The organism is Stenotrophomonas maltophilia group sp. vghtpe118 (assembly GCF_052605195.1).
Genome location: NZ_CP199672.1, coordinates 1,374,138 through 1,392,485 on the forward strand (window position 1 = coordinate 1,374,138; position 18,348 = coordinate 1,392,485).

At 66.4% G+C, this 18,348-nt stretch carries 26 protein-coding genes and 1 tRNA gene; 8 read left to right on the forward strand and 19 right to left on the reverse strand.

All coding sequences use genetic code 11. From position 1 onward, the window contains the following. Positions 1–21 precede the first annotated feature (21 nt). Positions 22–228, reverse strand: a complete 207-nt coding sequence (locus tag ACUDTM_RS06455; protein ID WP_072169134.1) for a hypothetical protein — start codon at positions 226–228, stop codon at positions 22–24. Positions 229–629: 401 nt separating this feature from the next. Between ACUDTM_RS06455 and ACUDTM_RS06460 the strand changes: the two genes are divergently transcribed. From ACUDTM_RS06460 to ACUDTM_RS06470, 3 genes are read left to right on the forward strand one after another with little or no spacing between them, the layout of a single operon-like run. Then, positions 630–914, forward strand: coding sequence for a hypothetical protein (locus ACUDTM_RS06460; protein ID WP_445391218.1), 285 nt, complete (start codon positions 630–632; stop codon positions 912–914). Positions 915–926: 12 nt separating this feature from the next. Then, a complete protein-coding gene (locus ACUDTM_RS06465) occupies positions 927–1,160 on the forward strand; it encodes a DUF1653 domain-containing protein (protein ID WP_072169132.1) in 234 nt (77 codons plus the stop codon). Between the two features lie 33 nt (positions 1,161–1,193). Continuing rightward, complete coding sequence (locus ACUDTM_RS06470; RefSeq protein WP_053499229.1) at positions 1,194–1,526, forward strand: SMR family transporter; 333 nt, start codon at positions 1,194–1,196, stop codon at positions 1,524–1,526. A gap of 22 nt (positions 1,527–1,548) precedes the next feature. Here ACUDTM_RS06470 and ACUDTM_RS06475 read toward each other — a convergent pair whose 3' ends face one another. From ACUDTM_RS06475 to ACUDTM_RS06495, 5 genes are all read right to left on the reverse strand, one after another. Next, positions 1,549–1,722 (reverse strand): DUF1328 domain-containing protein, encoded by a 174-nt coding sequence (locus ACUDTM_RS06475; RefSeq protein ID WP_005417836.1) that lies wholly within the window; start codon positions 1,720–1,722, stop codon positions 1,549–1,551. 94 nt (positions 1,723–1,816) lie between these two features. Next, the gene (locus tag ACUDTM_RS06480) at positions 1,817–2,458 is read right to left on the reverse strand and encodes a LysE family translocator (protein ID WP_072169130.1); all 642 of its coding nucleotides are present in this window, start codon (positions 2,456–2,458) and stop codon (positions 1,817–1,819) included. Between the two features lie 98 nt (positions 2,459–2,556). Next, a complete protein-coding gene (locus ACUDTM_RS06485) occupies positions 2,557–3,165 on the reverse strand; it encodes an ATP-dependent Clp protease proteolytic subunit (RefSeq protein WP_005417839.1) in 609 nt (202 codons plus the stop codon). 37 nt (positions 3,166–3,202) lie between these two features. Continuing rightward, positions 3,203–3,553 (reverse strand): polyketide cyclase, encoded by a 351-nt coding sequence (locus ACUDTM_RS06490; protein WP_134971698.1) that lies wholly within the window; start codon positions 3,551–3,553, stop codon positions 3,203–3,205. After that, on the reverse strand, positions 3,553–3,864 hold the full coding sequence (locus tag ACUDTM_RS06495; RefSeq protein ID WP_072169128.1) for an ArsR/SmtB family transcription factor: 312 nt from the start codon (positions 3,862–3,864) through the stop codon (positions 3,553–3,555). Before ACUDTM_RS06495 ends, ACUDTM_RS06490 begins: the two co-directional genes overlap by 1 nt. An 86-nt stretch (positions 3,865–3,950) precedes the next feature. Between ACUDTM_RS06495 and ACUDTM_RS06500 the strand changes: the two genes are divergently transcribed. After that, positions 3,951–4,643: an aspartate/glutamate racemase family protein gene (locus ACUDTM_RS06500; RefSeq protein ID WP_088496163.1), complete on the forward strand. Its 693-nt coding sequence runs from the start codon at positions 3,951–3,953 to the stop codon at positions 4,641–4,643. 12 nt (positions 4,644–4,655) lie between these two features. Here the strand turns inward: ACUDTM_RS06500 and ACUDTM_RS06505 are convergent, their stop codons facing one another. After that, entirely contained in the window at positions 4,656–5,051 is a 396-nt protein-coding gene (locus tag ACUDTM_RS06505; RefSeq protein ID WP_061478088.1) for a hypothetical protein, read from the reverse strand. A 242-nt stretch (positions 5,052–5,293) separates the two neighbouring features. On the opposite strand from ACUDTM_RS06505, the gene ACUDTM_RS06510 reads away from it, so the two are divergent. After that, entirely contained in the window at positions 5,294–5,809 is a 516-nt protein-coding gene (locus ACUDTM_RS06510) for a DUF3011 domain-containing protein (RefSeq protein WP_088496159.1), read from the forward strand. A gap of 203 nt (positions 5,810–6,012) precedes the next feature. On the opposite strand, the gene ACUDTM_RS06515 is transcribed toward ACUDTM_RS06510, so the two are convergent. The 11 genes from ACUDTM_RS06515 to thrS all read right to left on the reverse strand — a co-directional run bounded on the left by ACUDTM_RS06515 (position 6,013) and on the right by thrS (position 14,463). After that, positions 6,013–6,354: a low molecular weight protein tyrosine phosphatase family protein gene (locus ACUDTM_RS06515; RefSeq protein ID WP_188240782.1), complete on the reverse strand. Its 342-nt coding sequence runs from the start codon at positions 6,352–6,354 to the stop codon at positions 6,013–6,015. Then, positions 6,351–6,551, reverse strand: coding sequence for a hypothetical protein (locus tag ACUDTM_RS06520; protein ID WP_088496157.1), 201 nt, complete (start codon positions 6,549–6,551; stop codon positions 6,351–6,353). Before ACUDTM_RS06520 ends, ACUDTM_RS06515 begins: the two co-directional genes overlap by 4 nt. 117 nt (positions 6,552–6,668) lie before the next feature. Beyond that, positions 6,669–6,745: transfer RNA gene (locus ACUDTM_RS06525), tRNA-Pro, on the reverse strand. 68 nt (positions 6,746–6,813) lie between these two features. Continuing rightward, positions 6,814–7,170 (reverse strand): MerR family transcriptional regulator, encoded by a 357-nt coding sequence (locus ACUDTM_RS06530; RefSeq protein WP_053518690.1) that lies wholly within the window; start codon positions 7,168–7,170, stop codon positions 6,814–6,816. Then, positions 7,151–7,450 carry an integration host factor subunit alpha gene (locus ACUDTM_RS06535; protein WP_005410432.1) on the reverse strand — a complete coding sequence of 100 codons (300 nt, stop codon included), beginning with the start codon at positions 7,448–7,450 and terminating at the stop codon, positions 7,151–7,153. The genes ACUDTM_RS06530 and ACUDTM_RS06535 overlap by 20 nt, the downstream gene beginning before the upstream one ends. Positions 7,451–7,477: 27 nt before the next feature. After that, positions 7,478–9,859, reverse strand: a complete 2,382-nt coding sequence (pheT, locus tag ACUDTM_RS06540; RefSeq protein ID WP_438914978.1) for a phenylalanine--tRNA ligase subunit beta — start codon at positions 9,857–9,859, stop codon at positions 7,478–7,480. Between the two features lie 87 nt (positions 9,860–9,946). Further along, the gene (locus ACUDTM_RS06545; protein WP_072169124.1) at positions 9,947–10,942 is read right to left on the reverse strand and encodes a phenylalanine--tRNA ligase subunit alpha; all 996 of its coding nucleotides are present in this window, start codon (positions 10,940–10,942) and stop codon (positions 9,947–9,949) included. A 193-nt stretch (positions 10,943–11,135) separates the two neighbouring features. Further along, on the reverse strand, positions 11,136–11,495 hold the full coding sequence (rplT, locus tag ACUDTM_RS06550; RefSeq protein WP_005410435.1) for a 50S ribosomal protein L20: 360 nt from the start codon (positions 11,493–11,495) through the stop codon (positions 11,136–11,138). Between the two features lie 11 nt (positions 11,496–11,506). Further along, entirely contained in the window at positions 11,507–11,704 is a 198-nt protein-coding gene (gene rpmI / locus ACUDTM_RS06555; protein ID WP_005410436.1) for a 50S ribosomal protein L35, read from the reverse strand. Between the two features lie 266 nt (positions 11,705–11,970). Next, positions 11,971–12,513, reverse strand: a complete 543-nt coding sequence (infC, locus tag ACUDTM_RS06560; protein WP_080104334.1) for a translation initiation factor IF-3 — start codon at positions 12,511–12,513, stop codon at positions 11,971–11,973. A 48-nt stretch (positions 12,514–12,561) separates the two neighbouring features. Then, entirely contained in the window at positions 12,562–14,463 is a 1,902-nt protein-coding gene (gene thrS, locus ACUDTM_RS06565) for a threonine--tRNA ligase (RefSeq protein ID WP_262222731.1), read from the reverse strand. A 428-nt stretch (positions 14,464–14,891) separates the two neighbouring features. Here thrS and ACUDTM_RS06570 point away from each other — a divergent pair, with 428 nt between their 5' ends. From ACUDTM_RS06570 to ACUDTM_RS06580, 3 genes are read left to right on the forward strand one after another with little or no spacing between them, the layout of a single operon-like run. Continuing rightward, positions 14,892–15,188: a hypothetical protein gene (locus ACUDTM_RS06570; protein WP_005410439.1), complete on the forward strand. Its 297-nt coding sequence runs from the start codon at positions 14,892–14,894 to the stop codon at positions 15,186–15,188. Further along, positions 15,188–15,451, forward strand: a complete 264-nt coding sequence (locus tag ACUDTM_RS06575) for a hypothetical protein (protein ID WP_061478092.1) — start codon at positions 15,188–15,190, stop codon at positions 15,449–15,451. The genes ACUDTM_RS06570 and ACUDTM_RS06575 overlap by 1 nt, the downstream gene beginning before the upstream one ends. Before the next feature lie 10 nt (positions 15,452–15,461). Beyond that, positions 15,462–17,021, forward strand: coding sequence for a PepSY-associated TM helix domain-containing protein (locus tag ACUDTM_RS06580; RefSeq protein WP_445391219.1), 1,560 nt, complete (start codon positions 15,462–15,464; stop codon positions 17,019–17,021). A 37-nt stretch (positions 17,022–17,058) separates the two neighbouring features. On the opposite strand, the gene ACUDTM_RS06585 is transcribed toward ACUDTM_RS06580, so the two are convergent. Continuing rightward, positions 17,059–18,249 (reverse strand): glycoside hydrolase family 18 protein, encoded by a 1,191-nt coding sequence (locus tag ACUDTM_RS06585; protein WP_188240779.1) that lies wholly within the window; start codon positions 18,247–18,249, stop codon positions 17,059–17,061. Positions 18,250–18,348 lie beyond the last annotated feature (99 nt).

The window sequence follows — 18,348 nt, forward strand, 5'->3', positions numbered from 1 at the left end:
ACTGCACCAAGGGGGCTGGCGTCACTCTCCAACGTAAAGCGCGTCTACCGTGTTGCCAAGCGCCTCGACCCGCACCGTGCTGCGCTGGCCGGTGCGGCGGTGATGCTCCAGGGCCAGCGCGGCGGCGGCATCAAAGGCGTCGGCGCCCCGCGCGTAACCCGTGGTGTCGCTCAGCTGCGGATGCAGTACGGACCAGCGCTGGGCATTGCATTGGACGGTGATGACCATCGGAGTCTCCTGCGGATGAAAGGGTGCAGTGGCAGGCAGTTGGCCGCTTGCCGTTACACCATCAGGCTAGCGACCGCCTCCGGGATGGCCTATCAGATTTGTACGAAAATGCCGCGCCCTCGCATCGGATCTCGGCTTTCCTCACATCCCTGAGTCCGTTTAGCCCGTTCATTCCGTGATCCTTGTCACGGAGTCAGGCTGGCTTCACACTACCGTCATCAACAGGGGCCCCTTCCACATGCGCACCTTCCTCCCGCACCAGCGTTCGACGTTGCTGAAGTTCTATTTCGTGGCCTGCTATCTGATCCTGATCGAAGAGTTGATCCGCGCCGCCGTGCATTGAGCGCTTGCTGACGGGCTATTTGCGACAGAAAATGTCGCTTTACGCACGGAGCTCGCGCATGAAGGTGCTTCTTCTGATTCCAGCGCTGCTGGTTCTGGCCGCCTGTGCCAGCCAGGACACGGCGACCGCGCGCGCTGATGCCGCTGAGGCGTCGCCAGCGACGCCGGTGGTGGGGGGCGACCGTGACGCACACGGCTGTATCGGCGCTGCTGGCTATCAGTGGTGCGAACACAGCCAGCGCTGCGAGCGCCCCTGGGAACTGGCGCAGGCGCAGGGCCTGGCCAACACGGCCGAGGCCATCGACGCGTACTGCGCCAAGCCTGCCAGCCCGGCGCGCAAGTGAGCACGCCCTGCCATGGCTGAGCTGACTCCCCTGCCCGATCTCGTCCGTGGCCGGTATCGCCACTTCAAGGGCGGCGAATACGAGGTGATTGATATCGTCCGCAGCAGCGAGACGTTGGAACCGATGGTGCTTTATCGCGCACTCTATGGCGAAGGCGGCCTGTGGGTACGCCCCTACCCGATGTTCATCGAGCAGGTTCCGGGCGAACACGGCCCGCAGGCGCGCTTCGCTCGCATCGACGATTGATCCGGTGCGACCCGCAGTGACCCGGAGCCCGCGATGAACCCCTATATCTACCTGGCCGCCGCCATCGTGCTGGAAGTGATCGCCACGTCACTGCTGAAAGCCTCGGACGGCATGAGCCGGCTGTGGCCGACAGTGGGCGCGCTGGTTGGCTATGGGCTGTGCTTCTACCTGCTGTCGGTCACCATGAAGTCGGTGCCGACCGGCATCGCCTATGCAATCTGGTCCGGCGTCGGCATCGTGCTGATTTCGCTGATCGGCCTGGTGGTGTTCAAGCAGCGGCTGGATGCACCGGCATTGATCGGGATAGGCCTGATCTGCGCCGGCGTACTGGTGATCAATCTGTTCTCGCGCAGCAGCGCGCACTGAAGACGCTGCTGCGCGACTGGCGCTAGCTGACCTTCTTCGCCACGCTCATGCCGATCAGGAACAGGACCACGGCGATGATGATGCCTGCCCAGAACAGGAACTTGGCGATGCCCACGGCGGCGCCAGCGATGCCGCCGAAGCCCAGCACGCCCGCGATGATGCCGATGATGGCGAAGATGATGGCCCACTTGATCATGTCGATCCTTTCCCTGCAGGGAATGCAAACGGTGCGATCAGGCTAGGCCGCCACCGATGCGGCGCTCGTGAACGGGCCGCGTGTGCGGCGTGAATCAACGCGGCCGGAAGCGCAACAACGCCACTGCGAAGGCCAGGAACACGCTTCCCACCAGCCGCTCGAACCAGCGCCGTGCGAATGGCTTTGCAAGCCAACGGCGCAGGCCGTGGCCACCGGCTGCGTACATCACGTACCAGAACAGTTCGCAGGCCGCGAAGGTTGCCACCAGCACGCTGTACTGCACGGCCTGGCTGCGCGACGGGTCCACGAACTGTGGCAGGAACGCTGCGGCGAACAGCAGTAGTTTGGGATTGCTCAGGCCGACCCACAGGCCGCCGCGGAACACCGCGCCTGCGCCATGTACCGGCGCCAGTGTGACCTCGGCAGCATCGGCCACCGCGGGTGCGGGCCGGCAACTGTCACGCCAGGCCTTGATGCCGAGCCAGGCCAGGTAGGCCACACCGAGATAGCGCAGCACCTCGAACAGCATCGGCGAGGAATGCAGCAGCGCACTCAGGCCCGCTGCGGAAGCCGCCAGCACCAGCAGCATCGCCAGCAGGCAGCCGGCCATGGCCGGCACACTGCCACGGAACCCCAGCCCGACGCTGCGGCCAAGGATGTGCAGCATGTTGGGCCCGGGCGTCCCGCACAGCACGAAGACCGTGGCCAGGAACCACCACCAGGTATGCAGGGCCATATCAGGCGTCCACTTCAGAACATCCAACCAGCATAGAGTGCGCCGGCCTGGCGCGGCACACACAGTGCAGCATGGATGCGGTGGTTACAGAGGCAGACTCAGGCCGCGAGCGCGTCGCGCCGTACCAGTACCTGGTCGATCAGGCCCCATTCGCATGCCTGCTCGGCACTCATGAACCGATCGCGGTCCAGGGTCTGTTCGACCTCCTCGAAACTGCGTCCGCAATGCCGCGCATACAGCTGGGTGATGCGCTGCTTGGTGCGCTGCATCTCCTCGGCGTGGATGAAGATGTCCGAAGCCTGGCCCTGCACCCCGCCCAGCGGCTGGTGCACATGCAGGCTGGCATTGGCCAGCGCCGCGCGGTGACCCGGCTCGCCGGCCATCAGCAGGAACGAACCCATCGACCGCGCGGTGCCCATGCACAGCGTATGCACCGGGGCCGAGATGTATTGCATCGTGTCGTACATCGCCAAGCCGCTGGAGATCACCCCGCCCGGCGAGTTGATGTACAGATGGATCGGCTTCTCCGGATTTTCAGATTCAAGGAACAGCAGTTGCGCGCAGACCAGCGCCGATACGGTGTCATCGACTTCGCCGTTGAGAAAGATGATGCGCTCGCGCAGGAGCCGCGAGTAGATGTCATAGGAGCGCTCACCGCGCTCGCTGCGTTCCACCACCATCGGTACCAGCTGCATTCTGTCCCGCATGTGCCTGCTCCCTGTAGCGTTCGATCCAGGCGCCGGCTCACGCCGCGCGCATCACCGTGCGATGGTCATCGTTGGACGCCGGCGGTATCAGCGCGCGCCGGTCGGTGAGCCGGTGCACGATGGTCAGCACCGTTCCCCCATCCTCATCACCGCGCAGCCGGAAACACACCAGGCTGTGCAGATGTGGGGGCTGTGCATCGCGCAAGCGGAATCCCAGCTCCCGCCCCTCCTCGCACAGGCAGGGCTGTGGATCGGCAAGATCGGCGGCAGGCAACCAGCGCTCACGCAGTGCCGGATCGAACAGTGCGCGCCAGACCCGTTCCGGTGGCGCAGGCAACCGCTGCTCCATCACCAGCGCGGGAGCCGCTTCCTCCAGAACATCGTCCATCAGTCCATCTCCTCCAGCAGGTTCTGCAGTGCGGACATCCGCGCCGGCCAGTAGGCCCGGTAACGCTGCAGCCAGCGACCGATGTGGGCCAGCCCGCGCGGATCGACTTCATAGTGGACGAAACGTCCCTGACGCTGCTCACGCACCAGCCCTGCATCGCGCAGCACTGCCAGGTGCTGGGACATCGCAGACTGGCTGATCGCAATGCCCTCGCGTAGCGCGCTGGCATGTTGCCCGCCATCGGCCAGCTTTTCGAAGATATGGCGGCGGGTGGGGTCGGCCAGCGCCTTGAACAGGGCGTTCTCGATCATGGCCTATACATTAGCGATCACTAATGTGTCGTGCAAGTCCCGCATCGGTTGTGCTGCAATGACGGCTTCCTGGCATGGAGCTGAGCATGAAGACCCTTGGCCTGATCGGCGGCATGAGCTGGGAAAGCTCCGCGCAGTACTACCGTCTCATCAACGAGGCGGTGCGGAACCGCCTCGGTGGCGCGCATTCGGCGCAACTGCTGCTGTGGTCGGTGGATTTCGCCGGCATCAAGCAGTTGCAGCACGACGGTCGGTGGGATGTGCTGGGCAACCACATGCTCGATGCTGCACGGCGACTGCAGGCCGGTGGCGCCGAGCTGCTGGTGATCTGCACCAACACCATGCACACGCTGGCCGACCGGATCGAAGCCGAGTGCCGGTTGCCCCTGCTGCATATCGCCGACCCGACCGCCACGGCGATCCTGCAGGCCGGCATCCGCAAGGTGGGACTGCTCGGCACCGCCTTCACCATGGAGCAGGCGTTCTACCGCGACCGGCTGCAGGACCGCTTCGGGCTGCAGGTACTGGTTCCGGAGGCTGATGATCGCCGCTGCGTGCACGACATCATCTACCAGGAGCTGATCGCCGGCGTGGTCAGCGAGCACTCGCGGCAGGTGTACGCCGGCGTGATCGCGCGGCTGGTCGCGCGCGGCGCCGAAGCGATCATCCTCGGCTGTACCGAGATCATGCTGCTGGTGCGCCCCGAAGACAGTGCGGTGCCGTTGTTCGACACCACCACCCTGCACGCGCTTGCGGCGGTGGACGCGGCGCTGGCCTGACCGCGCGCAGCGTCAGCCTTCGCCCTGGACTTCCAGTGCGGTGATCAGCCAGTCGACCACGGCTTGCGAATCACACAGGAAGAAGATGGCATCGCCCGAACGCGCTTCGGTCAGCAGCCGATAGACGGTAATCGCCACCGCCGACTGGTTAGCGATGAACACCTCCGGGCTGCGCGGCCCTTCGCTGTGGCCGGCCACGGCGTGCAACGCCTTGCGCGCAGCCACGGTGGCGGGCGGGTCTGCGCTGCGGGTCAGTTCCGGCCCGCGCAGGCCCCACGCAATGAACACATGCTTGCCCTTGAACGTGGTGTCCAGGACACGCACCTGCCCAGCCTCTGCGCCAGCCGAGCGATGAATGACGGTACTGCTGATCAACGCAACCCCCTGTGGTCGTCGTGGTCCGCGCATCCTCCTCCGCAAGCCGGCTGCACGCCAGTGACGGCAGCCACAGGCTGCGCCGGCATGCGTGGGAGACATGTAAGAAGGTGTAAGCCGATGCGATCGGATGTGCCGCGATGATAAGGGATGTAAGGCCCTGCATGGGCCGGTGCGCACTACTAAATCCCCACTGAGCCAGCGCCGGAACGATCCGTTCCGACGGCCTCGAGCTGGTCCATTCTTGCGGCCCATTCCCCCTGCCGAGGCTCTCCATGACCCATCGCCTGTTGCCGCCCATTGCCACCTCCGCCCTGGCCCTGCTGCTGGTGGCCACCACGGTGGCCGCCCAGGACTACGTCAGCGATCACATTCCGCCGCTGCGTTGCGAGTCGCAGTTCAACAAGACCCAGCAGTGCCCGATCGAAGGCCGCATGCGCATGGCCAGACAGCTGTCGGTCACCCGCTGCGTCGAGGACCAGAACTGGGGCCAGAGCCGCCGCATGCTCTGGGTCACCGAAGGCTGCCGCGCTGAGTTCGTGGCCGACGAACAGGGACGCGGCCGCTGGCCGGGGCGCGGCCGGGACCGTGACCGGGATGACGACGGCGAGCGCCTGGTCTGCGAGTCCTACGAACAGAAGGACAAGGAATGCCGCATCCGGGTGCGCCATGGAGTGCGCTTGGTCAAGCAGAAGTCGGTGACGCCGTGCGTCGAGGACCGCAACTGGGGCTGGGACCGCCGCGGGGTGTGGGTCAGCGACGGCTGCCGTGCCGAGTTCCGCGTGTATTGACTGCCGACCACACGCTGGCTGTGGCGGATACGCAGACACGGCCGACGTGATCGATGGACCGGGCGCATCCAGCCCAGGAGCCTTCGATGACGCCACCCGATCCTTCCTCGACGATGCTGCATATCCGCGAGGCGATGCTCGCCTCGGGTTCTCACCGGCAGCGACATCGTGCAGGGTTTGGACGAAGGCGATCCGGAGCTGATCTACCGCTTTGCCGGCAGTTGATCGAGGTACACGGCCACCTTGGCGGCCAGCAGGTCCATCAACGCCGGATCCATGCAGCGATAGTCGTCGGGGATGTCCAGGCAGTGCACGCGCTTGTGTTCCAGCAGGCGCGCGTACGCGGCCTGCAGGCGATGCTGGTGCTTGGCCTCCATCACGAAGATGACATCGGCCCAGCGGATATCCGCCGGGCCGATGGGGCGTCGTGCGTGCGGGCTGGTGCCGGCCGACAGCGCGTTGAAGCCGGGCCGCCGTCGCCACATGGCTTCGGCGGTCGGGCTCCGCAGCTGGTTGCGGCTGCAGACGAACAGCAGGTTGATCATTCCTGTTCCTGCAGTTGGCGGGCGCTGAGGACCGGATAGGTGAAACCCAGCTGGCGTGCACGCGCGAGCTTGGCATCCCGCGTATACAGCAGCTTCCAGTTCTTCTCGGGCTTGTAGCGGTAGGCCGTCGTGGCGCGGTCGCCACCACGGTTGCGGGCTTGGCTGCGACGCCAGGCACGGTTTCTTGCAGATTCCATGATGTGTTCTCGTGAGTACCGGGTTCAGCAGCCGCGGTAGTACGAGTGGCGCGCAGCATACACCGCACGCACAAAAAAGCCCACGCATCGCTGCGCGGGCTTCCTGATTCATCACAGTGGTCGGGACGGCCGGATTCGAACCGACGACCCTCTGCCCCCCAGGCAGATGCGCTACCAGGCTGCGCTACGCCCCGACTGATGCTGCGATGTGCCCGCCAGTGCGGCGGGCCGTGAAGTATAGCGGATTACGATGGAAATGGGATCAGCGGCGCAGCAACTGCAGCACTTCTTCCAGTTCCATGCGCACCTGCTTGATGATCTGGTTGCTCAGCGCCGATTCCTCGCGGGCATCGGGACCCTCCAGGCGCAGGCGTGCACCGCCGATGGTGTAGCCCTGTTCGTACAGCAGGCTGCGGATCTGCCGCACCATCAGCACGTCATGGCGCTGGTAGTAGCGGCGGTTGCCTCGGCGCTTGGCCGGCTCAAGGCTGGGAAACTCGGTTTCCCAGTAGCGCAGGACGTGCGGCTTGACGTCGCACAGCTCGCTGACTTCACCGATGGTGAAGTAGCGCTTGGCCGGAATCGGCGGTAGTTCGCGATTACTGCCCGGATCCAGCATAAGCTTCCACCCTCTCCTTGAGCTTCTGGCCCGGACGGAAGGTAACCACCGTACGGGCGGAAATCGGAATTTCCTCGCCGGTCTTGGGGTTGCGACCCGGGCGCTGGTTCTTGCGCCGCAGATCGAAATTACCGAAACCCGACAGCTTCACCTGACGTCCCTGTTCCAATGCTTCACGCAGCACATCGAAAAACGCGTCGACGAATTCCTTGGCTTCCCGCTTGTTCAGACCGACTTCGTCGAACAGCTTTTCCGCCATCTCCGCCTTGGTCAATGCCATTGCCTGCTACCCCCGAGTGCTGCCCGCTCAGCCGCGGATCCGGGCGTGGTGTTCACGCTCGATGGCAGCGACCGCCTCGGCCACCACCGCATCCACGTCGCGGTCCGTCAGAGTGCGCGACTTGTCCTGCAAAATCAAGCCCATAGCGAGACTCTTGAACCCCGGCTCGACGCCCTGGCCAACATAGCGGTCGAACAGGTTCAGGTCGCGCAGCAGCGGGCCGGCGGCCTGGCGGACGGTCGCGGCCAGATCGGCCCAGGCCACCTGTTCAGGCACCAGGAACGCCAAGTCGCGACGCACCGCCGGGAAGCGCGACAGCTCGCCGGCACGGGGCAGGCGACGGGCGGTCAGCGGTTCCAGATCCAGCTCGAAGGCGTAGACATCGGCCTCGATATCCATCGCCTTGGCCAGGCGCGGGTGGATCTGGCCGATCCAGCCGATCGCCACGCCATCGCGGAACACCTCGGCCGACCGCGCCGGGTGGCCGTAGGCACGGGACGACGGGCGGAACTCCAGTACCGCACCACTGGCAGCCGCCAGCGATTCCAGGTCGCCCTTCAGGTCATGGAAATCAACCTTGCGGGTCGGCAGGCCCCACTGCACCGCCTGCGCCTCACCGCAGACAGCTGCCGCCACGCGCGGCGTTTCCAGCGGTGCCAGTTGGCCATCTCCGGCCTGCTGGGCGAACACGCGGCCGAGCTCGAACAGGCGCACGCGGCCGAGCTGGCGGGCGGCGTTGCGGCCCAGCGTGGCGACCAGGCCCGGCAGCAGCGACGGGCGCATCACAGCCAGTTCGGCCGACAGCGGGTTGGCCAGCGGCACCAGGCCGTCGCGCAGCTGCCACTGGGCCAGCAGGGCATCGTCGACGAAGGCGAAATTGACGGTTTCCTGCAGGTCGCGGGCGATCAGCTGGCGACGCACGCTCAGCGCGTCCAGCTGGGTCTCGCTCGGCATCGCCACGCGCGAGGCACCGCCCGGCAGCGTGGTCGGGATCTGCTCGTAACCGTGGATGCGGGCCAGCTCTTCGATCAGGTCTTCTTCAATGGCGATGTCGAAGCGGCGGCTCGGCGCGGCGACCTGCCAGCCCTCGGCCGTGGCAGCCACGTCCATGCCCAGCGCGCGCAGGATGCGCTCGACTTCCGCATCGTCGATGGTGATGCCGAGCACGCGGGTGATGCGGGCGCGGCGCAGTACGATCGTCGCCGGCTGCGGCAGGTCATCGGCGCGCACGGCCTCGGTGACCGGCGCCGGGGTACCGCCGGCCAGGTCCAGCACCAGGCGGGTGGCGTATTCGATGGCGGTGCGCGGCAGTGCCGGATCGACGCCGCGCTCGAAGCGGTGGCCGGCATCGGTGTGCAGGCCCAGCTTGCGGCCACGGCCCATGATCGCAGCCGGCGCGAAGTGCGCGGCTTCCAGGAACACGGCAGTCGTCGCGTCGGTGACGCGGGTGTCGAAGCCGCCCATCAGGCCGGCAAGGCCGATCGCACGATCGGCGTCGGTGACCACCAGGAAGCTCTCGTCCAGCGCGGCATCGCGGCCGTCCAGCAGCTTCAGCGTCTCGCCCGCGCGCGAACGGCGCACGGCAATGCTGCCCTGCAGGGTGCCGAGGTCGTAGGCATGCATCGGCTGGCCCAGCTCCAGCATCACGTACTGGGTGATGTCGACCAGCAGCGAGACCGGACGCACGCCACTGCGGCGCAGGCGCTCGGCCATCCACAACGGGGTTTTGGCGGCGGCGTTGACGCCTTCGATGACGCGGCCCAGGTAACGCGGCGCTTCGGCGCCAGCGTCGAGCTGGATGCTCAGCTCACGGCTGCCGACCGCCGGAATGGCGTCAGCGGCGAAGTCCAGCACTTCGCTGCGGGTGGCGGCGGCGACGTCGTAGGCGATGCCGCGCAGGCTGAAGCAGTCGGCGCGGTTCGGGGTCAGCTTGATCTCGATGCTGGCGTCCGGCAGGCCGAGGTACTCGATCAGGGCATGGCCGACCGGTGCGTCATCGGGCAGCTCCAGAAGGCCGGAGGCATCGTTGTCCAGGCCCAGCTCCTTGGCCGAGCACAGCATGCCGTTGGACTCCACGCCGCGCAGCTTGGCCGGCTTGATCTTCAGCTCGCCGATCTGCGCACCCACCATGGCCAGCGGCGCGACCAGGCCCGGGCGCGCGTTCGGTGCGCCGCAGACGATCTGCAGCAGTTCGCCCTGCCCGGCGTCGACCTTGCACACCTGCAGGCGATCAGCTTCGGGATGGCGCACGGCCTCGACGATGCGCGCCACGACCACGTGATCGAGGCCTTCGCCCAGCGCGGTCACGTCTTCCACTTCCAGGCCGATGGCGGTCAGCACTGCACTCAGTTCATCGCGCGAGGCGCCGGTCGGGACATGGCTGCGCAGCCAGTTTTCGGAGAATTTCATGGTGTCACCCTGGTGGGCCCGGCGCATGCGCCTGGGCCTGCAAATTTAGGAGCAGCCGAGCATGGCTCGGCTCTACGTGGCTGCGGCTTACGCGAACTGTTTCAGGAATCGCACGTCGTTCTCGAAGAACGCGCGCAGATCGTTGACGCCGTAACGAAGCATCGCGAAACGCTCCACGCCCATGCCGAACGCGAAGCCGGTGTAGCGCTCCGGATCGATGCCGACGTTGCGCAGCACGTTCGGATGGACCATGCCGCAGCCCAGCACTTCCAGCCAGCGAGTGCTGCCGTCGGGCTGCTGCCAGGCAATGTCCACTTCCGCGCCCGGCTCCACGAACGGGAAGTAGCTGGGGCGGAAACGCATCTCGAAATCGCGCTCGAAGAACGCGCGCACGAACTCGGCCAGCGTGCCCTTCAGGTCGGCGAAGGTCGAATGCTCGTCCACCAGCAGGCCTTCGACCTGGTGGAACATCGGCGAGTGGGTCTGGTCGCTGTCGCTGCGGTACACCTTGCCGGCGGCGATCATGCGCAGTGGCGGCGCGTGGTCGCCCATGTAGCGCACCTGCACGCCGGAGGTGTGCGTGCGCAGCAGGCGGCCGTCGCCGAAGTAGAAGGTGTCGTGCATGGCGCGCGCCGGGTGGTGCGGCGGAAAGTTCAGCGCCTCGAAGTTGTGCCAGTCGTCCTCGATCTCCGGCCCTTCCGACAGCTCGTAGCCCAGCCGGCCGAAGATGCCGGTGATGCGTTCCAGGGTGCGGGTGATCGGGTGCAGGCCGGCACGCTCGCCGTTGCGGCCCGGCAGGGTGATGTCGATGGCTTCGGCGGCCAGGCGCGCATCCAGCGCCGCGTCTTCCAGCAGCGCCTTGCGCTCGCCCAGCGCGCGGGTCAGCGCGTCGCGGGCCTGGTTGATCGCTTCACCAGCGGCCTTGCGCTCGTCCGCCGGCAGGGCGCCGAGCTGCTTGAGCTGCGAGGTGATGCTCCCACTCTTGCCAAGCAGGGCAACGCGCAGCTGTTCCAGCACGTCGGGACTCTGTGCGGCGGCCACATCGGCCAGCGCCTGGGTGGTGAGGGATTGGATGTCGCTCATGGGGGGCCGGAACTCCAGTCGATCTGCCATCGCGATGCGCGAAGGGCCGACCCCTGTCGCCACCGCCGTCCCCGCGCTGCCGCCATGGCCTCGCCGGAACCCAAAAAAGAATGGGGAAGGACTTGCGCCCTTCCCCATGCATTGCCTTGACCTGACACCGTTCCGAGTGAACGGTTACGGCATCGGGAAGGACTTATGCCGCCAGCGCGCCCTTGGCCTTTTCGGCCAGCGCAGCAAAACCGGCTGCGTCGTGCACGGCGATGTCAGCCAGGACCTTGCGATCCAGGGTGATGCCGGCCTTCAGCAGGCCGTTCATGAAGCGGCTGTAGCTCAGGCCGTTGATGCGGGCAGCCGCGTTGATGCGGGTGATCCACAGCGAACGGAAGTTGCGCTTCTTCTGCTTACGGCCGATGTAGGCGTACTGCTGTGCCTTGATGACCGCCTGCTTGGCGACGCGGAAGACCTTGCGACGGGCGTTGTAATAGCCCTTGGCGAGATCCAGAATCTTCTTGTGGCGGCGACGCGCCTGTACGCCACGCTTAACTCGTGCCATTTTTCAGTTCCTCAGAGGTAAGGGAGCATGCGGTCCAGACGGCCTGCGTCTTCTGCACGGACATGGCCCGTCTGACGCAGATTACGCTTACGCTTGGTCGCTTTCTTCGTGAGGATGTGGCTACGGTTGGCGTGGCCGCACTTGTACTTGCCCGAGGCGGTCTTGCGGAAACGCTTGGCCGCTGCCCGGTTGGTCTTGATCTTGGGCATTGCAATGTCCTTGATGGGATATGACCCTGGTTTCTGACTGATCTGGCGGCGGCCTGGGCCGCTCTTTCCGTCCTGCCATGATCGGCGTACGACCCGTCCTGGGTGGGTCGAGCCGGGCATGATACAGGCAAAACCGCCCTGCCACCAGCCCCTGCAACCCTTTCGCCGGCACTTCGCCGGCCTCCTGCAAAAGCAAAGGGACGCCAGCGGCGCCCCTTTACCCTGAACCATTCAGCCAGGCGCCCCGCAAGGCGGCCCGTCATGCCTCAGGTCTTCTTCTTCGGCGCGATCATCATGACCATCTGACGCCCTTCCAGGCGCGGACGGGATTCGATGACGATGTCCTCGCCCAGATCGGCCTCGATCCGGTTGGCCATTTCACGTCCCAGTTCCTGGTGGCTCATTTCACGGCCACGGAAGCGGATGTTGACCTTGATCTTGTCGCCTTCTTCAAGGAACCCGCGCATCTTGCGCAGCTTGATCTGGTAGTCGCCCTCGTCCGTGACCGGACGGAACTTCACTTCCTTGATCTCGACCTGCTTGGTCTTCTTCTTGGCCTCGCTGGCCTTCTTCTGCGCTTCGAACTTGAACTTGCCGAAGTCCATGATCTTGCAGACCGGCGGATCGGCCTGCGGCTGGATCTCGACCAGGTCCAGGCCTTCATCTTCGGCCATGGACAGCGCTTCGTCGCGCGACAACACGCCGATCATTTCTCCGTCACTGCCGATCACGCGGACGCGCGGCACACGGATTTCCTGATTCTTGCGGTTCTGTTTGTTGTCAGGGGTGCTGATATTACGTTCTCCCAAGGGTATCGAACCGGTCCGGGTGCCTGTGCGCCCGGACCGGACCTTTGCTTACGCGCCCTCGGCGTGGAGCCGCTCGATGAAGGCCTGCAGGCTCATGCTGCCCAGGTCTTCGCCAGAACGCGTACGCACCGCTACAGCCCCATTCTCCTTCTCGCGGTCACCGATGACCAGCAGGTAGGGCACGCGCTGCAACGTATGCTCGCGGATTTTATAGCCGATCTTCTCGTTACGCAAATCCGAGCTGACGCGGAAGCCTTGCTCCGCAAGGGTTTTGGTCACGCCCGCGACGTAGTCGGCCTGGGCATCGGTGATGTTGGCCACCACCACCTGGGTCGGCGCCAGCCAGGCCGGGAACTGGCCGGCATGGTGCTCGATCAGGATGCCCAGGAAGCGCTCCATCGAGCCGACGATGGCGCGATGCAGCATGACCGGGTGCTTCTTCTGGCTGTTCTCGTCCACGTACTCGGCGCCGAGGCGACCCGGCATCATGAAGTCGACCTGCATGGTGCCCAGCTGCCAGGTACGGCCGATCGCGTCCTTCAGGTGGTACTCGATCTTCGGGCCGTAGAAGGCCCCCTCGCCCGGCAGCTCCTGCCATTCCACGCCACAGGCGGTCAGTGCCGAGCGCAGCGCGCCTTCGGCCTTGTCCCAGGTGGCGTCGTCACCCAGGCGCGATTCCGGACGCAGCGCGATCTTGATCTGGATCTCGTCGAAACCGAAGTGCCGGTAAACCGCCAGCGCCTGCTGGTGGAAGGCCGTCACTTCCGACTCGATCTGGTTTTCCGTGCAGAACACGTGGCCGTCGTCCTGGGTGAAACCACGCACGCGCAGGATGCCGTGCAGCGCGCCGGATGGCTCGTTGCGGTGGCAGGAACCGAATTCACCGTAGCGGATCGGCAGGTCGCGGTAGCTGTGCAGGCCCTGGTTGAACACCTGGATGTGGCCCGGGCAGTTCATCGGCTTGACCGCGTACGTGCGCTTCTCCGATTCGGTGAAGAACATGTTGTCCTGGTAGTTGTCCCAGTGGCCGGACTTCTTCCACAGGCTCACGTCCAGGATCTGCGGGCAGCGCACTTCGCCGTAGCCGCTGCTGCGGTAGACCTTGCGCATGTACTGCTCGACCACCTGCCACAGTGCCCAGCCCTTCGGGTGCCAGAACACCAGGCCCGGGGCTTCTTCCTGCAGGTGGAACAGGTCCTGCTGCTTGCCGATGCGGCGGTGGTCACGCATCTCGGCTTCCTCGATGCGCTTGATGTACGCCTCGAGCTGCTTCTTGTCGGCCCAGGCGGTGCCGTAGATGCGCTGCAGCTGCTCGTTCTGCGCGTCGCCGCGCCAGTAGGCGCCGGAGATGCGGGTCAGCTTGAAGGCCTTCAGGAAGCGCGTGTTCGGCACGTGGGGGCCGCGGCACATGTCCACGTATTCCTGGTGGTAGTACATGCCCATCGCCTGGATGTCGTCGGACATGTCTTCGATCAGGCGCAGCTTGTAGTCCTCGCCACGGGCCTTGAAGATCTCGATCACCTCGGCGCGCGGCGTCATCTTCTTGATGACGTCGTAGTCCTGGGCGATCAGTTCACCCATGCGCTTCTCGATCGCGGCCATGTCGTCCGGCGTGAACGGGCGCTCGGAATAGATGTCGTAATAGAAGCCCTCGGCGATCACCGGGCCGATCACCATCTTCACGTCCGGGTACAGCTGCTTGACGGCGTGGCCGACCAGGTGGGCGCAGGAGTGGCGGATGATCTCCACGCCCTCCTCGTCCTTGGCGGTGATGATGCGCAGGCTGGCATCGTGGTCGATGACGTCGCTGGCATCGACCAGCACGCCATCGACGGAACCGGCGATGGTGGCCTTGGCCAGGCCGGCACCGATCGACTGGGCGACGTCCATGACGCTGACGGGATTTTCGAACTCGCGGCGGCTGCCGTCGGGAAGGGTAATGTTGATCATCGCATTGGCTTCGTGCGGGGCCCGCGGGGCGGGCTGGAAAGCGTTCCCGGGCCGCGGCCCGGGCAATAAAAAAGCGCCGCGAGGGCGCCTGGAACACAGGGCCTTCGGGGGCAGGTCAACAGTGGGCGGTGGTAGTGCTCATGTCGCACGCTCGGCCGGCGCTGGGCGCGGGCCACCTTGTTCCAGTCAAGAGTCTGCGACGATCTTAAACCAGCGCACCGGAAAGCCCAAGGGCTGCCGTACGGTCCGCTGAATGGCCGGCGCTGGCGGCGTGAAAACGCAATGATTACCATGTCCGCGCAGCCCGCCCCGTGCCAGCCTGCCCGCTTCCCCCAGGACCTCGTGATGCGCCACCCGCTCCGACCGGCTCCCGCCGGCCCCGCCCGTGCCCCGCGTTCGCCGGCCCACTGCCGCGGCGCCCGCCCGCAATGATCACCGTCGGCCTTTCCACCCTGGGCTTCTGCAGCCTGGGCATGCTGGCAGCGATGTTTTCGGCACTGGCCTTCTATGCCGCCTCGCCGCACTGCCGTTGGCCGCGCCTGCGCCGCGCCGGTCGCCTCGGCCGCCAGATCGGCCTGGTCGCCGCGGCTGCCGCATTGTGGCTGTGGATGGCCGAACTCGGTTTCGCTGCCGGTCTGGTGGCGATGCTGTGCACCTGGATGCTCGCCGCGATGCTGCTGCCGGCGCTGGCCGCCTGGCATCGCCCGGGCACGGAGTCGCCGTGATGTGGTCGCGCGCCATCGCCGGCATCATCGCTGGCTTCCTGCTTGCGGCCGCCGCGACCGGCCTGCTGGCCTGGCTGCCGCCCGGCCCGTGGCAGCGCGCACTGGTGCCGACCCTGATCGCCTTCATCCCGTTATGGATGCTGGCCGCCCTGTGGGCGTTCAGCTTCCGCAGCGCACTGCGCGCCTGGCTGGTTCTGGGTGGCAGCGCCGCGGCCGGCTTCGCCGTGCTCGGGCTGCTGCGCCTGGCCGGCGCGGTGCAATGAGAGCTCCCCCATGAAGTTCAGTTCGCAGACGCTGCGCACATTCACCACCCTGCACACCTGGGTCGGCCTGGTCGCCGGCTTCGGCCTTTTCGTGGCCTTCTATGCGGGTGCGCTGACCCTGTTCCATCACGACTTGCCGCTGTGGCAGACCCCGGGCGCAGCCACCGCCTTGCCGGCGGGCCTGGACGATGCGCAGTACCTGCTGGAAGACGTACTGGCGACACACCCGGAGGCCCGCCGCCACGTTGGCATGACCTTCCCCGGCACCGAACACCCGCAGCCCCTGGCGTACTGGCAGGCCGATGACGGCAGCTGGCGCTACGCCTGGCCGGGCCAGATCGCCGGCAGCCCCTCGCCGCCGCAGACCGGACTGGCAGAACTGGTCAACGAACTGCACTACAGCCTCGGCCTGCCGGTGGCCGGCATCTATGTGATGGGCATCGTCAGCCTGCTGTATGGCATGGCGCTGCTGAGCGGCCTGGTGATCCACCTGCCGAGGCTGTTCGGCGACCTGTTCGCGCTGCGCCCGGGCCGCAACCTGAAGCAGCTGTGGCAGGACGCGCACAACGTGATCGGCGTGCTCAGCCTGCCTTTCCACCTGATGTTCGCAGTCACGGGCGCCCTGCTGTGCCTGGTGTTCGTGCAGATGGCCCTGCTCAATCCGCTGATCTACGACGGCAAGGCGCTGCAAGCGGTACCGACCGCGATGGACACTGCGCCGGTGCGCGATGCCAGCGGGATTCCGGCGCCACCGGGCAGCCTGCGCGTGCTGCATGCGCGCGCACTTGAAGTGGCCCGCGCGCAGGGCGTGGCCAACTTTGAACCGGCCTACCTGAAGCTGGCCAATGGCGGCGATGCCAACGCCACGATCGAGATCACCGGCGAGGCCAGTGGCACCCTCGGCCCGCTTGGTGCCGTGGCATTGGACGTCGCCACCGGCAACCTGCTCGCGTCGCAGCTGCCGGGCCAGCGCGACGCCAACCACGCCACGCTCAGCGCCGCCTACGCGCTGCACTTCGGTGAGTTCGGCAACGGCGTGGTGATCTGGCTGTACTTCCTGCTCGGCCTCGGCGGTGCGTTCCTGTTCTACTCCGGCAACCTGCTGTGGATCGAGTCGCGGCGCAAGCGTCGCCAGCCACAACAGCCACGTGCCGGTGTGAACATGGCGCGGGCCACGGTCGGCGTGTGCATCGGCCTGTGCGTGGCGATCTCGGTCGCGTTCGTCACCGCACTGGTGCTGGAGCGGCTGGCACCGTCGGCGGTCGACCACGGCATCCGCTGGGCCTGCTTCGGCAGCTGGGCAGCCTGTGCGCTGTGGGCTGCACTGCGCCGTCCCGCGCAGGCCGCGCGCGAACTGCTGTGGGCCGCAGCGATCAGCACTGCACTGGTGCCGGTCCTGCACGGTGCACTCAATGGTGACTGGCTGTGGCGCGCCGCCGGGCGTGGCCAGTGGCCGCTGTTCTGGATCGATGCCATCGCGCTGGCCATGGCCTTCGGCTTCGCCCGCCTGGCCGTCGCCAGCCAGCGCCGCGCCCGCAACGGCGATCCGAACAGCGTCTGGGCGAACTGAAGCGTCGCCGGGCATGAGCCCGGCGCCAGCACGCGACTCAATCGCCGATGCGCGCCTTCTGCCACGGGCCGAGCATGGCGTTGAGCAGGCTGGCCTGCTCGTCGTCGCCGGTCAGCTCCCACATGAACACCCCGGCCAGGCCCTGCTCGCGGGCGAACTGCGCACGCAGCCCGATCGAGCGCGGGTCTTCATAGCTGATGAAGACCTTCTGTTCGGCGTTGTACAGCCACGGGCTCTGCGCCTGCGGCTGCCAGTGCCTGGTCCAGCCCGGCTGGTCGAGATAGCGCGCCTTGATCACCCGCCAGTCGCCGGCGTCGGCCGGTGTGCTGTAAGGCTGATACAGGCCATCCGGTGCATCGCCGGTGACCTTGAAGCCGCGCCCGTAGAACGGCACGCCCAGCACCAGCTTGTCGGCCGGTACACCGTGCTCGCGGTAGTACTGCACCGCGCCGGCCACGTTGTTCCAGCGGCGCAGCTCCGGCGCCAGCGGATCGGCCGGCACTTCATGCAAGGGCGCATTGAAGGTCGACACCGACGAGAAGCCGGTGCCCATGTCGTAGCTCATCAGGTTGATGAAATCGAACACCCTGGCCAGCGCCGGCAGGTCGTAGCTCGCCGCCGGATCATAGGGGCCATCGGTCTGCAGGCGACCGGCGGCCAACGCGGCGGTCAGCAGCATCGGCTGGCCAACCTTGCGACCGCGCGCATCGAGTGCCTGGCGGAAGGCCTGCGCAAGCCGGGTCAGGTTGGCGCGATCCTGCGGGCGGTGTGCCAGCTCCTCCGGCCCGCCACTGACCGGGAATTCCCAGTCGATGTCCACACCATCGAAGCTGCCTGCATGGCGCTCGAAGAACAGCGCCATGCATGAGTCGACCAGGCGCTTGCGGCTGGTTTCGGTCAGTGCCGCATCGGAGAAGCCGCCCGCGCCCCAGCCGCCAATGGAGATCAGCGTGCGCAGGTGCGGGTGCGCCTTCTTGAGTTCGGCCAGTGCGGCGAAATTCTTCGGCGCTTCCGCACCGACCGTGCAGCGGCCGTCCTCGATGGTGGAGAACGCGTAGAACAGGTGGGTCAGGCGCTCGGCCGGAATGCTCGACACCGGATAGCGCTCGGCCGATCCACCAGGGTAATAGGCGCCGAAGATCGGCTGCTGTGCGGGCGCTGCGTGCGCGGCAATGGGCAAGGCACCGGCAATCAGCACGGCAAGGACGGCCACGGTCTGGCGGAACATGGGATCTCCCGGTTCAAAGGCGCCGCCACGTTAGCAAACCGATAGGGCTGCGGTACGGATGTCGCGGCATGTCGTCCCATGGACAGGCGCGATCCGTGC

Excerpts from the sequence above, each read along its gene's own strand:
- ACUDTM_RS06455 (WP_072169134.1), bottom strand. The coding sequence starts at position 228 with ATGGTCATCACCGTCCAATGCAATGCCCAGCGCTGGTCCGTACTGCAT.
- ACUDTM_RS06460 (WP_445391218.1), top strand. The coding sequence starts at position 630 with ATGAAGGTGCTTCTTCTGATTCCAGCGCTGCTGGTTCTGGCCGCCTGT.
- ACUDTM_RS06465 (WP_072169132.1), top strand. The coding sequence starts at position 927 with ATGGCTGAGCTGACTCCCCTGCCCGATCTCGTCCGTGGCCGGTATCGC.
- ACUDTM_RS06470 (WP_053499229.1), top strand. The coding sequence starts at position 1,194 with ATGAACCCCTATATCTACCTGGCCGCCGCCATCGTGCTGGAAGTGATC.
- ACUDTM_RS06475 (WP_005417836.1), bottom strand. The coding sequence starts at position 1,722 with ATGATCAAGTGGGCCATCATCTTCGCCATCATCGGCATCATCGCGGGC.
- ACUDTM_RS06480 (WP_072169130.1), bottom strand. The coding sequence starts at position 2,458 with ATGGCCCTGCATACCTGGTGGTGGTTCCTGGCCACGGTCTTCGTGCTG.
- ACUDTM_RS06485 (WP_005417839.1), bottom strand. The coding sequence starts at position 3,165 with ATGCGGGACAGAATGCAGCTGGTACCGATGGTGGTGGAACGCAGCGAG.
- ACUDTM_RS06490 (WP_134971698.1), bottom strand. The coding sequence starts at position 3,553 with ATGGACGATGTTCTGGAGGAAGCGGCTCCCGCGCTGGTGATGGAGCAG.
- ACUDTM_RS06495 (WP_072169128.1), bottom strand. The coding sequence starts at position 3,864 with ATGATCGAGAACGCCCTGTTCAAGGCGCTGGCCGACCCCACCCGCCGC.
- ACUDTM_RS06500 (WP_088496163.1), top strand. The coding sequence starts at position 3,951 with ATGAAGACCCTTGGCCTGATCGGCGGCATGAGCTGGGAAAGCTCCGCG.
- ACUDTM_RS06505 (WP_061478088.1), bottom strand. The coding sequence starts at position 5,051 with ATGCGCGGACCACGACGACCACAGGGGGTTGCGTTGATCAGCAGTACC.
- ACUDTM_RS06510 (WP_088496159.1), top strand. The coding sequence starts at position 5,294 with ATGACCCATCGCCTGTTGCCGCCCATTGCCACCTCCGCCCTGGCCCTG.
- ACUDTM_RS06515 (WP_188240782.1), bottom strand. The coding sequence starts at position 6,354 with ATGATCAACCTGCTGTTCGTCTGCAGCCGCAACCAGCTGCGGAGCCCG.
- ACUDTM_RS06520 (WP_088496157.1), bottom strand. The coding sequence starts at position 6,551 with ATGGAATCTGCAAGAAACCGTGCCTGGCGTCGCAGCCAAGCCCGCAAC.
- ACUDTM_RS06530 (WP_053518690.1), bottom strand. The coding sequence starts at position 7,170 with ATGCTGGATCCGGGCAGTAATCGCGAACTACCGCCGATTCCGGCCAAG.
- ACUDTM_RS06535 (WP_005410432.1), bottom strand. The coding sequence starts at position 7,450 with ATGGCATTGACCAAGGCGGAGATGGCGGAAAAGCTGTTCGACGAAGTC.
- pheT (WP_438914978.1), bottom strand. The coding sequence starts at position 9,859 with ATGAAATTCTCCGAAAACTGGCTGCGCAGCCATGTCCCGACCGGCGCC.
- ACUDTM_RS06545 (WP_072169124.1), bottom strand. The coding sequence starts at position 10,942 with ATGAGCGACATCCAATCCCTCACCACCCAGGCGCTGGCCGATGTGGCC.
- rplT (WP_005410435.1), bottom strand. The coding sequence starts at position 11,495 with ATGGCACGAGTTAAGCGTGGCGTACAGGCGCGTCGCCGCCACAAGAAG.
- rpmI (WP_005410436.1), bottom strand. The coding sequence starts at position 11,704 with ATGCCCAAGATCAAGACCAACCGGGCAGCGGCCAAGCGTTTCCGCAAG.
- thrS (WP_262222731.1), bottom strand. The coding sequence starts at position 14,463 with ATGATCAACATTACCCTTCCCGACGGCAGCCGCCGCGAGTTCGAAAAT.
- ACUDTM_RS06570 (WP_005410439.1), top strand. The coding sequence starts at position 14,892 with ATGATCACCGTCGGCCTTTCCACCCTGGGCTTCTGCAGCCTGGGCATG.
- ACUDTM_RS06575 (WP_061478092.1), top strand. The coding sequence starts at position 15,188 with ATGTGGTCGCGCGCCATCGCCGGCATCATCGCTGGCTTCCTGCTTGCG.
- ACUDTM_RS06580 (WP_445391219.1), top strand. The coding sequence starts at position 15,462 with ATGAAGTTCAGTTCGCAGACGCTGCGCACATTCACCACCCTGCACACC.
- ACUDTM_RS06585 (WP_188240779.1), bottom strand. The coding sequence starts at position 18,249 with ATGTTCCGCCAGACCGTGGCCGTCCTTGCCGTGCTGATTGCCGGTGCC.